Source organism: Aneurinibacillus tyrosinisolvens, assembly GCF_001015055.1.
Taxonomy (GTDB): Bacteria; Bacillota; Bacilli; order Aneurinibacillales; family Aneurinibacillaceae; genus Aneurinibacillus_A; species Aneurinibacillus_A tyrosinisolvens.
In genome coordinates, this window is sequence record NZ_BBWZ01000006.1 from 36175 (window position 1) to 51685 (window position 15511).

Annotated in this window: 2 protein-coding genes and 1 pseudogene; all 3 read left to right on the forward strand. The window is 48.6% G+C overall.

Features of this window, described 5'->3' with window-relative positions:
* Window positions 1–4: 4 nt before the first annotated feature.
* The 3 genes and pseudogenes from MBEAL2_RS07630 (at window position 5) to MBEAL2_RS07640 (ending at window position 15511) form a co-directional block, all read left to right on the forward strand.
* Window positions 5–10838, forward strand: a pseudogene (locus MBEAL2_RS07630) (non-ribosomal peptide synthetase).
* 66 nt (window positions 10839–10904) lie between these two features.
* Window positions 10905–14771: a non-ribosomal peptide synthetase gene (locus tag MBEAL2_RS07635; protein ID WP_047151739.1), complete on the forward strand. Its 3867-nt coding sequence runs from the start codon at window positions 10905–10907 to the stop codon at window positions 14769–14771.
* Window positions 14768–15511 carry a thioesterase II family protein gene (locus tag MBEAL2_RS07640; protein ID WP_047151740.1) on the forward strand — a complete coding sequence of 248 codons (744 nt, stop codon included), beginning with the start codon at window positions 14768–14770 and terminating at the stop codon, window positions 15509–15511. The genes MBEAL2_RS07635 and MBEAL2_RS07640 overlap by 4 nt, the downstream gene beginning before the upstream one ends.

Below are 15511 nucleotides of genomic sequence, written 5' to 3' on the forward strand. Positions count from 1 at the left end.
ACTTATGAGCCAACAAGCGATTCAAAGGGTGTACCCATTGACGCCCATGCAGGAAGGAATGATGTACCATTCCATACTTGAGCCGGATTCATCCTTTTACTTTACGCAATTGGAACTGTGCATTACTGGGGATTTGGATTTGGCTGTTTTGGAGAAAAGCATAGAATATCTACTCCGTTCTTATGATATTCTCCGCACGGTATTTGTGCATCAGCAGGTTCAGCGTCCCCGTCAAATTGTACTCGCTGAACGCCAGGCGAAGGTGCATTTTGAGAAGATCATGGATATGGAACCAGCATATCAAAAGGAGTACTTGGAAGAGTATAAAGGGAAAAACCAGGCCAAGGGATTTAATTTGGCAAAAGATACGTTGTTCCGGGTTGCTGTGTTTCAGCTTACGGATGAAACATATCACTTCATTTGGAGCAATCACCATATTTTAATCGATGGTTGGAGTTTAGGGGTCCTGATGAAAAAGCTGTTTCAATACTATGAGGCATTCCGCACCGGCCTGACGGTGCCTGTTGAACCAGAAAGGCCGTACGTCGACTATATTAAATGGCTGGGAAAACAGGATAAAGACGAAGCACTTCGTTATTGGGAAAAACGTTTAGCGGGATTCGAAGAGTCTGCATCGCTGCCTCGATGGAAACGAGCATCAGAAAATGAATCGTACCAGAACGAGGAATTTTCCCTGGTTTGGAATGAAGAGTTGATCTCGTCCATTAAGCAGGTGGCCAGCCGCTACCAGGTGACGGCTCCCAACTTGTTCCAAGCCCTGTGGGGCGCCCTGCTCAGTCGGTACAACAATACAGACGACGTGGTGTTCGGCACGGTGGTGTCCGGGCGCCCCTCGGCCATTAATGGAATTGAAAACATGGTGGGGTTGTTCATTAATACCATCCCGGTTCGTCTGCAGATGGAGAAAGATGCCACTTTCGCCGATCTTTTTCTTGCTGTGCAGCAGAACGCCTTGGAGGCGGAACGGTACGATTACGTTCCGCTGTATGAAATCCAAAATCGTTCAGCTTTACATCATCATCTGGTCAACCATCTGCTTGCTTTTGAAAATTATCCATTGGACCGAGAACTTGAGGATGGAAATTTCGAGGAGCGATTGGGCTTTTCTGTACAGGTTGCAGGGGGATTTGAGCAGACGAATTATGATTTCAACCTCATCGCCTTTCCTGGGGATGAGTGGACAATCAAAATGATGTATAACGCTTCTGTATATGATAGGCAATGGATTGAGAAAGTTGCCGGACATTTGACCCGTATGGCCCGAGCGATGGTTCGCGAACCCGAGACACAGATAAGCCGGGTATGCTTTTTATCAAAAGAAGAAAGAGAGGAAGTACTTGAAACACCTATCCATATGAAGGCGGAGTACCCACGGGAAAAGACCCTCCATGAAATGTTCGAGGAACAAGTGAAACGTGTGCCGGACAATCTGGCGGTGGTGTTTGACCATCAGCAAACGACGTACCGCGAATTAAATGAGAAGGCAAACCGGCTGGCCAAAGTGCTGCGCGGAAAAGGCATTGGACCCGATGATATTGTGGGCATCATGACGGAACGTTCTGTCGAAATGATTGTAGGCATGCTAGCGATTCTTAAGGCTGGCGGAGCGTACCTGCCGATTGATCCTGACTACCCGCCTGATCGCATCATGTTTATGCTGGAAGACAGCGGAACCCAGATTTTGCTGACGCAGAAACATTTGATAGAGCACGTTGATTTCATAGGGGAAACGCTGGATTTGGCTGCCATTGCATCCGGCCCGGGAGATGCCGCGAATTTAGATCCGGTGAACTCGCCAGACGATTTATGTTACATCATTTATACCTCCGGCACTACAGGCAAGCCCAAAGGTGTGATGATTTCCCACAAGAACGTAGTCCGTCTATTGATTAACGACAAGCTCCAATTTATGTTTAGCGAAAAGGACGCGTGGACAATGTTTCACTCCTTCTGCTTCGACTTCTCCGTGTGGGAGATGTATGGTGCACTGCTATACGGAGGCAAGCTGGTTGTAGTGCCGAAACATATTGCGCAGTCACCAGGCGAGTTCCGTGAGCTTTTAATTAGGGAGAAGGTGACAGTATTAAACCAAACGCCTACCGCATTTTTATCGCTCATCCAGCGAGAGCTAATGGAATCAAACAAGGAGCTAGAGCTAGACATCCGTTATGTCGTGTTTGGCGGTGAAGCATTAAAACCGCTGATGCTTAAGGAGTGGTATGAGAAATATCCCGACACCAAATTAATCAACATGTACGGTATTACAGAAACGACCGTTCATGTGACGTTTAAAGAAATCGGTGAGGAAGAAATTCACCAGAACACCTCGAACATCGGTGTTCCGATCCCAACTTTAGGTTGCTATATTATGGACAAGGATTTGAACCCCGTACCCGTTGGCGTCATAGGCGAACTGTATGTAACCGGCCTTGGCCTGGCGCGTGGATACTTGCATCGTCCTGAGCTGACGGCAGAGCGGTTTCTTGACAATCCACACAAACCGGGAGAGCGCCTTTATCGTTCAGGAGATTTGGCTCGTTTCCTGCCTAATGGGGAAATGGAGTATTTCGGAAGAATGGACCACCAGGTGAAAATCCGAGGGTTCCGCATCGAACTCGGCGAGATAGAATATCAGTTGTTGAAAATAAAACCAATCACCGAAGCGGCGGTGCTGGCTCGTACCGATCAGCAGGGAAACCAGGTGTTGTGCGCATACTTTGTTGCAAAGAAAGAACTGCCGATCCACGAATTGCGCCAAACGCTCCTTATCGACCTGCCGGATTACATGGTGCCTACCCACTGTATTCAACTACTGAAGATGCCGATGACTTCCAACGGCAAATTGGACCGCAAGGCATTGCCAGAGCCACAAGCCGGGATGGAAAGAGGAATATACCAGGGGCCGGGCAATGAGTTGCAAGAACGGCTGGTTGATATCTGGCAGGATGTGCTTGGCGTGAATCGGATAGGCATCGATGACGACTTTTTTTCGCTTGGCGGGCATTCGCTTAAGGCAATGCTGCTCACGACGAAGATTCACCAGCAATTTGAGAAGGATTTGCCGATAAAAGTATTGTTTGAGCGGCCAACGATCCGCAAGCTTGCTGAGTATTTACAGGAAGCGGAGGAGGACACCGTAGCAGCTATAGAACCGGCTCCGTTTCAACCGCATTATCCCGTATCCTCCGCACAAAGGCGAATGTACATTTTAAGCCAACTCGAAGGGGTTGGTGTATCCTATAATATTCCAGCTTCGCTTTTACTGGAGGGGGACCTGGATAAGCCCCGGCTGGAAGCTGCTTTCCAGGTTTTAATCGACAGGCATGAAACGATGCGGACATCGTTTGAAATGGTCGAAGGGGAGCTTGTGCAAAAAATACATAACCATGTTCCGTTTCACATGAATTGCAAGTCGGCGCCAGAAAAAGATGCCGGGACGCTCATCCGCAATTTCGTCCGCCCATTCAATTTGCACCATGCCCCATTGGTGCGGGCAGACTGATACGATTCTCGGAGCGTTGTCACCTTCTTCTTGTTGACATGCATCATATTATATCAGATGGCGTTTCCACGGGAATTTTCATCCGTGAACTGGTCCAGCTGTACCGAGGAGAAAGCCTGCCTGAACCGAAACTGCACTATAAGGACTTTGCGGTGTGGCAAAACAATCCTGCGCTGCAGCAGGAGCGCTTGAATCGGCTGGAAACGTTTTGGCTAGACACATTCACCGGGGACATCCCGGTTCTCGATTTGCCCGTAGATTTTCCCCGTCCATCCAGGCAAAGCTTTGCAGGGGAACGGTTCGCTTTTAGCATGGACGGAGACTTTGTCAAGCGGATATACCAGCTCACGGCAGAGACGGGTACAACAATCTACATGTTTTTGCTGGCAACATTTAATGTATTTCTTTCCAAATACTCCTTACAGGAAGAAATCATTGTTGGTTCTCCTGTAGCAGGAAGAACACATGCCCAAATCAAGGACATTCCGGGCATGTTTGTCAATACGCTTGCTCTGCGCAGTACACCGGAAGGCGGTAAAACATTCAAACAGTTTTTGCTTGAAGTGAAAGAAACATGCCTGCAGGCATTTGCGCATCAGGACTACCCATTCGAAGAACTTATCGAGAAGTTGCCCTTAGAGCGAAACACTGGCCGCAGTCCACTTTTTAACGTGATGTTCAATTTGCAAAATATGGACATCCCGCAGCTGCAGTTGGGTAATCTGAACATTTTACCGTATTCCATCCCTCCCATTGCGGCCAAATTCGATCTGACGCTGGAAGCCGTCGAACATGAAGAGGGGATTAGTCTAAGCTTTGATTACGCTACGGCGCTGTATACACAGGAGACGATACGGCGCTGGAGCAGACATTTGCTGCAAATCGCGCAAACGGCTGTGGACAATCCTGAAATCCGCCTAGCTGAGATGGAGATGCTTTCTTTGGCGGAGCGGGGGCAACTGCTTGAAGAAAGCAGTGATACCGGGGTACTTTACCCGACAAACCAGATGATTCACAGCCAATTTGAAGAACAGGCATTGATAGCGCCCAATCGTGTGGCAGTTGTGGATGAAGAGGAGAAGCTGACTTACCGGGAGCTGGACGAGAGGGCCAATCGATTGGCGGGGGTGCTTAGAGAACGGGGAATCGGCCGTGAAGACGCGGTGGCACTTCTTCTTAATCGTTCTTCCCATATGATTGTTGCTATTTTGGCTGTCTTGAAGGCAGGTGGGACGTACCTGCCAATTGATCCTGAAAATCCAGAGCACAGGATTCGATTTATTCTAGAAGATAGCCGTGCTCGGTGTCTTATCACACAGCAGGAATGTACGGACCGTTGTGGGGCGTACGAGGGAGAGATCATAGACATTCACGATGATGTTCAGCGCACAGAGAGCAGCGTTGAACCTGTGGAGCCGGTCAGTCAGGCAGGCGATGTAGCCTACATCATCTATACGTCCGGAACGACCGGGAAGCCGAAAGGGGTCATGATCGAGCACCGCCAGGTTCTTCATTTAGTTGAAGGATTACGCAGGCAAGTGTATTCCCATTACGATGATACGGCCTTGCATGTGGCGCTGCTGGCTCCTTTCCATTTTGATGCGTCCGTGCAGCAAATTTTCGCTTCGCTGCTGTTAGGCCACACCCTATTTATCGTGCCACGATCATCCGCTTCAGACGGGAAAGCCCTTGCTGCCTATTACCGGTCCCAGGAGATCGATATTACAGACGGGACGCCGGCGCATCTGCAGCTGCTGCTGGCTGCAGGAAATCTACAGGGGGTAAGTCTGCGACAGATGCTAATTGGTGGAGAGGCGCTGCCGCATGAAACGGTACGGGACGTACTTGCCTTATTTGCCGAGCATGGAAGGGCACCGATTATCACTAATGTGTACGGTCCAACGGAATGCTGTGTGGATGCCTCCACCTTCGATGTCGTACTGGAGAGCTCCGCTGTCCATCACACAAGCCCTTATGTACCCATCGGCAAGCCATTGGGCAACAACCGCCTGTACATCCTGGACGCATACGGCCGTCTGCAGCCCCCGGGTGTACCGGGTGAACTGCACATTGCTGGAGATGGGGTGGGTCGCGGCTATTTGAATTTACCGGAAGTAACAGCGGAGAAGTTCGTGGCGGATCCGTTCGTTCCAGGGGCAACCATGTACAAAACAGGCGATTGGGTGCGCAGGCAGCCGGATGGGACCCTCGAATTTTTGGGACGGCTGGATGATCAGGTCAAAATTCGCGGATACCGGATTGAGCCTGGCGAGATTGAAGCGGCCATGCTGAAACATCAGCATGTTAAGAAAGCAGTGGTCATTGCGAATTCGGAGAACGGTGCGGTACAGGAACTATATGCCTATTTTTCGGCGGATACAGGACTTTCCGTTTCAGAGCTCCGCACATGGTTATCAGGGCAGTTGCCAAAGTATATGATTCCGTCTTCCTTTATTCAACTTGAGTCCTTCCCGCTCACGTCGAACGGCAAAATCGATCGGCGAGCCCTTGCAGCAAACAAGTTTGCCATGATGGCGGGAACTGAATACGTTCCGCCAGAAAGTACGACTCAAAAACAACTGTGCAGCCTATGGCAGGAAACGCTTGGTATGGAGCAAATCGGCATTGAGGATAATTTTTTCGATTTAGGCGGCCATTCGTTGAAAGCAATGACGCTAATAGGTAACATCCAAAACAAGCTAAAGCGGGACATTCCGCTAAACGCTCTATTTGAGCGGCCGACAATCCGCCAGCTTGCGTCCTATTTGGAGGAAACAGATGCCGCAGATTTGCCGGTTTTCACAGCGATAAAGCCTGTGAAAATGCAGGAATATTATCCGGTATCCTCCGCACAAAAACGGATGTATATCCTGCATCAATTCGACCCTATGGCCGTCAACTATAACATGCCGTCCGTGCTGCTGATGGAAGGCGAACTCGATATCGCGCGTTTGGAAGAGGCGCTTCGATTGTTAGTGAAACGGCACGAATCACTGCGCACTTCGTTTTCACAAATCGATGGAACTCCGATGCAGCGAGTGCACGATGATGTAGAGCTTCATTTGGACTTCATGCAAGGAAATGAGGAAGAAGCCGAAGAGCAAATCCGGCGGTTTATCCGTCCGTTCGATTTAAGCCTGGCGCCGCTTGTTCGTACCGGATTGATTTGGCTTGCCGAAGGCCGGCATATGCTCCTGCTTGATATGCACCATATTGTTGCCGATGGTGTTTCCATAAGCATTTTCGTTAAAGAATTGGCTCAATTGTATAGAGGGGGACATTTATCAAAGCCAGATCTGCACTACAAAGATTTTGCGGTGTGGCAAAGCGAATCGGTTCAGCAGGAGAAAATCCGCAAGCAAGAGCGGTATTGGATGGAGCAATTTACAGACAACATTCCGGAACTGCAACTGCCGATGGACTTTCCGCGACCGCCGGTACAGAGCTTTGCCGGCGATCAGGTTCGCTTCGTCGCGGAAAAAGAAACGGCACAGCAAATTCGCAGGCTTATGCTGGAAACAGGAACGACGTTGCATATGGTGTTGCTTGCAGTATTTAATATCTTCTTGAGCAAAATATCAGGTCAGGAAGAAATCGTGGTCGGATCAGCGGCAGCAGGGAGAACGAACGCTCAAGTCAAGGATATGCTGGGTATGTTCGTCAACTCATTGGCTCTGCGTAGTGCCCCAAGCAGTGATAAGACGTTCAAACAATTTTTGCAGGAAATAAAGGAAACCTCTCTGCAGGCTTTGGAACATCAAGATTATCCGTTTGAGGAATTAGTCAACAGGCTGGATCTGCCCAAGGATATGAGTCGCAATCCGCTGTTCAATGTGATGCTAACGGTGGAAAATCCGGATAACCAAACATTGCAGCTGGATCGCCTTCGCATTATGCCGCATGAAACAACGCACGGCACATCGAAATTCGACCTAACTTTCGGAGCATTCGAAAATGAAGGTACCATCCATCTTCAACTGGAATATGCGACCGATTTGTTTAAGGAGGAAACGATAAAACAGTGGAGTGGGTATTTGCTGAAGATTATGCGGAGTGTTGCAGTAAATCCCGCTATCCATCTAGCTGAAATCGAAATGATGACCGATGAAGAGAAGCACCAGGTGCTGGTTGACTGGAACCAGACGCAAATGGATGTTCCAATGGATACAACCATTCATCAGTTGTTTGAAGCACAGGTGATGCGCACGCCGGATCAGGCTGCGATAAAGCATAATGGATGTACGTGGACATACCGGGAGCTGAATGCAAGAGCCAATCGTCTGGCCCGCTTGTTGAGGGACAAAGGCATCGGGGTGGAACAGCGGGTAGGCATTATGGTCAAGCCGTCACTAGAGATGGCCGCAGGTGTACTGGCGATCCTCAAAGCAGGGGCCGCTTACGTGCCGATCGATCCCAGCTATCCAGATCAGCGGATTGCCTATATATTGACCGATAGCGAGGCACGGGTGCTGCTGACACAAACCGACCTGCCCGTAACGAAGCAATTTGACGGAGAAGTCATCCTGCTGGACGGAAATGATTCCGTCTTGGCTGATGGACTAAGTCCGACCGATGAAATCAATCTGGAGACGGCGGTGGGACCTCGCAGCCTGGCTTATATCATCTATACGTCGGGAACAACCGGACAGCCGAAAGGCGTCATGGTCGAGCACCATTCCCTGATCAACCTGTGCTGTTGGCATAATAAAGCGTTCGCTGTAAGTGAACAGGACCGCAGTGCCAAATACGCCGGATTTGGATTTGATGCTTCCGTGTGGGAGATGTTTCCGTACTGGATCGCCGGTGCACAGATGCATATCATCGACGAAAGTATCCGAATGGACATTGTGCGGCTAAACGAATATTTCGAGCAGCACGGCATTACCATTACCTTCCTGCCGACACAGCTTTGCGAGCAGTTTATGGAACTGGATAACCGTTCCCTGCGCATTCTGTTAACAGGAGGCGACAAGCTCAAACGGGTGGTGAAGCGAGGGTATACCCTGGTGAATAACTACGGGCCGACCGAAAGTACCGTGGTGGCTACAAGCACGCGAATTGAGCCGGATGAAGGCACGCTGTCCATAGGTAAGCCCATTGCCAATACGCGCCTTTATATTCTCGGTGCGGGGAACCACGTGCAGCCCGTAGGCATAGCCGGCGAGTTATGTATTGCCGGCCGGGGACTGGCCCGCGGCTATAACAATCGGCCGCAGGAGACGGCGGAAAAGTTTGTGGCCGACCCGTTCGCGCCGGGAGAACGCATGTACCGCACCGGTGATTTGGTGCGATGGCAGAAAGACGGCAGCATTGAATATATAGGCCGGATCGATCAACAGGTCAAAGTCCGAGGATTCCGAATCGAATTATCAGAAATCGAAGCTCATTTGGCGCAGCACCCATTGGTTAAAGCGGCGGCAGTTACAGATATCCAAGATGCCCATGGAGATACGGCGCTGTCTGCCTACGTGGTTTTGGCGGATGAGGTTGGATTCGAAGCACTGCAAGTAGATCTTGCCCGGGCACTGCCAGAGTATATGGTGCCGAAATATTGGGTGCGGGTCGAAGCGTTGCCGCTGACGCCAAACGGTAAATTGGACCGCAGAGCGCTGCCACAGCCGGATACCGCTGCGGGAGCAGCAGCATATAAGAAGCCGAGAAACGAGAGGGAAGCGTTACTGTGCCTCATCTGGCAGGACGTGCTTGGAATGAAGCAGGTAGGCATCGGAGATAACTTCTTCTCCCTTGGAGGCGATTCGATTAAAGCGATTCAAATGGCCAGCCGACTGCGCAAACATGGGTGGAAGCTGGAGATGAAAGATGTGTTCCAGCACCCGACGATTGAACAGGTCAGCCCTTATTTGCAGCAGTCTGAGGTGAGAGGCGCAGATCAGTCCGCTGTGGAGGGCGAAGTGAGACTAACCCCGATCCAGCAATGGTTTTTTGAACAGCGGTTTACGGATATGCACCATTGGAACCAATCCGTGATGCTGTATGCTCGATCCGGGTTTAACCCGCAATGGGTCGAACAAGTTCTGCGCAAGTTGACCGAGCATCATGATGTACTCCGTATGATGTACACAGTGGAAGAAGAGAGAATTGTGCAGTACAACCGGGGTCCGGCAGAAGCGGTACCCGATATCGAAGTTATCCGTCTGGATTCAGAGAGAGATGGATGGGAAGAAACCATTCGACTCGAGGCAAACCGCATCCAAGGCAGCATCGATTTAGCGCAGGGACCGTTGCTGAAAACAGCAATTTTTCAAACGGATGAAGGTGACCATCTGCTTATTGTCATTCACCATCTGGTGGTAGATGGGGTATCCTGGCGGATTTTGCTCGAGGACTTTGCTTCAGGCTATCTTCAAGCTGCCAAAGGACAGTCGATTATTTTCCAGGAAAAAACCAGTTCCTTTAAACAATGGGCGGAGGAATTGGCGGACTATGCGAATAGGGAAGCCTTTCTAAAGCAAGCGGAATTTTGGCGGCATATCGAAGCTGAACATATTACGCCGCTTCCAAAGGACAACTTCATCGGCAATAACAAGATGAAAGATTCTGACACCGTGTCATTCGAATTAACGGAGGAAGAAACTAACTTGCTGCTCACAAAGGTTCACCAGCCTTACCGTACGGAGATGAATGATATTTTGGTCTCTGCCCTTGCCTTTACGGTTGAAGAATGGACGGGTGAATCCAAGGTATGCATTAACATGGAGGGTCACGGAAGGGAAGAAATCATTTCGGGAATGGATATAAACCGGACAATGGGGTGGTTTACGACACAGTACCCGGTTGTATTGGAAATCGATTGGGCAGATGTTCTACCTAACCTCATCAAAACGGTTAAAGAAAAATTGCGCAGCTTCCGGATAAAGGCATCGGTTACGGTATATTCCGCTACTTAATGGCGGAAGCTCACAAGCCAGAGTTTTCGTTCTTGGTTAAACCGGAAATCAGCTTTAACTACCTAGGCCAGTTTGATAGCGAGGTGCACACGGAATTTTTTGGCCCATCACCTTATAATATGGGATTTCAGATCAGTCAGGAATCTGAAACGTTGTATGCGTTGAGCGTAAGTGGTATTGTCCGCAGCGGCCAGCTGAGTTTGTCGTGCTCCTTCAATAAGCAGGAATATTTGAAAAGTACGATTGATGGGCTAATGGAGCGGTTTCAACATCATTTACTTACGGTGATTCATCATTGTGCTGCCAGGGAAGACAGTGAATTCACGCCAAGTGATTTCAGCGCTAGTGATTTGAAGATGGAGGAAGTGGGCGATATTTTTGAAGTGCTCGCAGATAAACTGAGCTAAGCATCCGGTATGGACCATCAGTAATATAAGGAAGAATCAGAACTAGATAAGGCAGGTGAGGAAGAAATGAGTCAATTTCAAAAAGATCAGGTGCAGGACATTTATTACTTGTCGCCCATGCAGGAAGGGATGCTTTTTCATACGCTGCTGCACCCGGGACAAAGCTTCTATATTGAACAGATTGCAATGCAGGTGAAAGGCTCCTTTCGAACCGATTGGTTGGAACATAGCATGAACGTGATGGTGGACCGGTACGATATTTTTCGTACCGTGTTCATCCACGAAAAAATGAAACGGCCGGTACAGGTGGTTCTTAAGCGGCGGAATTTTCAAATTGAAGAAATTGATTTTTCGGGTTTTACAAAAGAAGAGCAAGAGCGGAGAATTAATGGCTATAAACAGCTGGATAAAGAGCGGGGATTCGATTTATCCAAAGAAATACCCATGCGAATCACCGTGTTTAAAAAAGGAGAAGACGCGTTCGAATGGATTTGGAGCTACCATCATATTTTGCTGGATGGTTGGTGCTTTGACATCATAGTTCAAGAGGTTTTTCAGGTGTACAAAGCGCTCCGGCAGAACGTGTCTTATAACCTGCCATCCACTAAACCGTATAAAGAATACATAAAATGGTTGGAGAAACAGGATAAACAAACGTCACTACAGTATTGGGGCCGATATTTATCTGAATTTGAAGGACAAACCACATTTGCTGAACAACGCAAAAAGCAGCGTATGGAAGGGTATGAACCTAAAGAAATGTTCTGTAACCTGCCAAAGGAGCAGATGCAGGGATTTTCTGAATTGGCACAAAAGTATCATGTGACATTGAGCACGGCTCTTCAGGCAGTGTGGGCTGTGCTGCTCAGTCGATATCAACGATCAAACGATATCATTTTTGGTACGGTTGTTTCGGGTCGCCCTGCGGAAATAGATGGCGTGGAGACGATGGTTGGTTTGTTTATCAACGTTGTTCCGAAACGAGTGCGTATGTCTGAAAATCACTCCTTTATCCAACTGATTTCGCAGATCCAAGAGCAGTCGCTCAAGGCGGAACCGCATCAATATGTACCTCTTTACGATATTCAAAGCCAAGTGGCCCAACCGGAATTAATCGATCACATCATTGTATTTGAGAATTATCCGCTGCAAGAAGCAAACAAACAGCAACAACTACAGAACTTGGGGTTCGAGATGGGGAAGACTAGCGTTTTTGAACAATCGAATTATGATTTGAACCTGCTTGCCTCCCCCGGCAGCGAACTTCTGCTGAAAATTTCATACAATGCCAATGTATACGAACCTTCTTTTATTATGCGCTTGAAGGAACAGTTGCTCGAAACCATTCGACAAATCTTACAAAATCCACAGCTGCCACTTGGAACACTCCGGGTGGTAGCACAGGAGGAAGAACGCCGGCTTCTTCTGGAATTTCAACCCCCGATATCAGAACAACCCGAACGCGTGACGCTCCCGCAGTGGTTTGAGCGGCAGGTGGAAATCACACCGGAGCAAACGGCACTTGTAGTAGGAAATCAAACATGGACCTATGCAGAGCTGAATGCACAGGCGAACCGGCTTGCCCATTTGCTTCGCGCAAGAGGGGTGACCCGGGGGACAATCGTTGCCATGCTTGTTCACCGTTCTTCAGAAATGATCCTTGGAATTTTGGCGGTGTTAAAGGCGGGCGGTGTGTACCTTCCCATTGATCCGAACTACCCGGAGCAGCGCATCCGCTATATGCTGGAAGATAGCGGTGCACCGTTTTTGCTTACTCAGCAGCATTTGACGGCGCTTTCCGATCCCCTTTCTTATCAGCGGGAACGTTTGTTTATCGACGACCCAGCACTTTATCACGGTAATGCTGAAAATATTGCGATTGTATTAGAACCGGACGATTTAGCTTACATCATTTACACATCCGGTACGACGGGCAAACCTAAAGGAAATCAAACCACCCACTCTACTATTTCAAGGGTGGTCAAACATACAAATTATATCGAAATCACAAAAAACGATACAATGTTTTCCTTATCGAACTACGCGTTTGACGGTTTCACATTTGATTTGTTCGGCGCACTGCTCAATGGAGCCAAACTTGTCATGGCCCCTAATGAAACCATTTTGAACATCGCCAGGCTCGTACGGTTAATCGAAGACGAGCACGTTACCGTTATGTTCGTGACTACAGCTCTCTTTAATGTGCTTGTGGACGCTGGGTCCGAATGGATGAAAAGGATACGCAAAGTGTTGTTCGGTGGAGAACGCTCATCAGTTGTCCATGTTCGAAAGGCACTGCTTGGGATGGGCCCAGGCAAACTTATTCATGTCTACGGCCCGACGGAGACAACCGTGTTTGCTACTTTTTATCCGGTGGATGAAATTATAGAAGATGCCGTAACCATTCCGATCGGCAAACCGTTAAATCGAACGGCGGCTTACATTTTGAGTCCGGTGAACCAACTACAACCGATAGAGGCGGTTGGAGAATTGTGTTTAAGCGGTGATGGATTAGCCCGCGGTTATTTGAACCAGCCGGATTTAACTGCAGAGAAGTTTATTCCACATCCGTTTATACCAGAACAAAGGTTATACCGGAGTGGTGATTTAGCCAGGTGGCTTCCTGATGGCAATATCGAATTTCTCGGACGTATCGACGATCAGGTGAAAATCCGCGGTCACCGGATTGAGCTTGGCGAAATCGAAGAACAACTGCTTCAGCATCATGGTGTAAAGGAAGCGGTGGTCCTTGTAACCACCTGTGACTCAGATGAAAATTTGCTTTGCGCTTACGTTGTCAGCCAGGCGGGGAGTTCCCTATCGCCGGACGAGCTTCAGATCCATTTAGAGAAAACGTTGCCGGCTTATATGGTCCCGTCATCCTACGCCCTGCTTGACCGACTGCCGCTGACCGCCAATGGTAAAGTCAATCGCCGGCTTTTGCCGAAAGTGGAGGGGAAAAGCAATCGATTTGGAGAGCGGATCCCACCGCGGAACGAGATTGAATCCAAACTGGTTGAAATGTGGTCTGAGGTGCTTGGGGTGCAGCAGGTTGGTATTCATGACAATTTCTTTGCCTTGGGCGGACATTCCCTTAAGGCAATGGCGCTTTGCGCCCAAATACTTAAAGTGTTTCAAACGGATGTTCCAGTTCGGCTCTTGTTCGAATTTCCCACGATTGCTGGGATTGCCACTCATTTGCAAAGGGGAGGGGAACAAACAGAGGGTATACCAGTACAACAAATGCACCGAGAAATAACGATTTTTAATCCGGAAGCAGGTGAAAATGTATTTGTTTTTCCTCCTGTTGTAGGATATGGGATCATGTTTGGCGACCTGGCGAAACAGTTGCCGGAATATGCGTTATATGCCTTTGATTTTATTGAAGAGGAAGATCGCATACAGAGCTACGCGAAGATGATTCTTGACATCCAGCCGGAAGGCCCTTTTGTCTTGCTTGGATATTCTGCGGGATGCGGCCTAGCGTTTGAAGTTGCCAAAACGCTGGAAACATGGGGACGGTCTGTGGATAGGGTTATCATGGTCGATTCGTACAAAAAAACCGGCGTCAGCCAGTTGGAGGGACGTTCGGTGGAGCATGACGTTGATATGCTCATGGAGGTTAATAAAGACAATCCATATCTTCAAATCGAGTCCATCCACGAGGGCATTGTCCGCAAGATGAGCGCTTACTACACTTATTTCGTCGAACTTATCAATACAGGTCAAATTGGTGCACAGATTCATTTTATCCGCTCGGATACGGATTTCTCACTGCCGCAGTGGATGTCTTCGTGGCAGGAAGCAACCACAGCATCCTACCAGGAACATCAAGGATACGGCAAACACGATGAGATGCTGCAGGGTCGGTTTGTCGATTCGAATGCCAAGCTAATCGGCTATATTTTACAGGGAGGGCTGATAAAAAAATGAGCCAACTCATTCAAACACTAGGACTTTCGTCAAACGACATTCAATTGATTTGCTTTCCATTTGCAGGGGGGTATTCCGCATCCTTTCGTCCGCTGCATTCTTATTTACAAGATTACTGTGATTTACTTGTTGTTGAACCTCCTGGTCATGGAACCAATCGGATGCCTTTAGTGGAAAGCTTAGAGAGTCTCGTAGAAATCTATTTACAGGCATTGATTCCAAAACTGGGCAAGCCCTTTGTTTTATTTGGACACAGTATGGGCGGATTGGTAGTCTATCGATTGGCCCAAAAGCTCGAACAACAAGGGGTTTTCCCTGAAGCGCTTATCATCTCTGCGATCCAGCCTCCTGATATAAGGCGTAAAGCTGTAACCCATTTGGATGACGGGGCCTTCCTTGATTATGTGATTCGTATTGGCGGAGTTCCATCCGAACTTGTGAAAGCGAGAGAAGTGCTCGAGTATTTTCTGCCGGCATTTAAAGCTGATTTTAAGGCCCTGGAAACATTCGAGCATACGGATTACACCCAGCTTCAGTCACCGGTCCATATTTTTAATGGAGAAAAGGATGGGGCATGTATGAAAGAGGCTTATGGTTGGAAGAAATGGGTGAATCAGGTCCGGTTTCATACCTTCCAAGGGGGGCACATGTTTCTTCTGTCAGAGATTGAAAAAGTAGCAGAAACCATTCAGTTGATTTTAACGATGGAAACGGCGGAGAAAGAATTGATTAAAGCGTGA

What these genes read in the sequence shown, in the direction of transcription:
- MBEAL2_RS07635 (WP_047151739.1), top strand. Translation starts at nt 10,905, where the DNA reads ATGAGTCAATTTCAAAAAGATCAGGTGCAGGACATTTATTACTTGTCG.
- MBEAL2_RS07640 (WP_047151740.1), top strand. Translation starts at nt 14,768, where the DNA reads ATGAGCCAACTCATTCAAACACTAGGACTTTCGTCAAACGACATTCAA.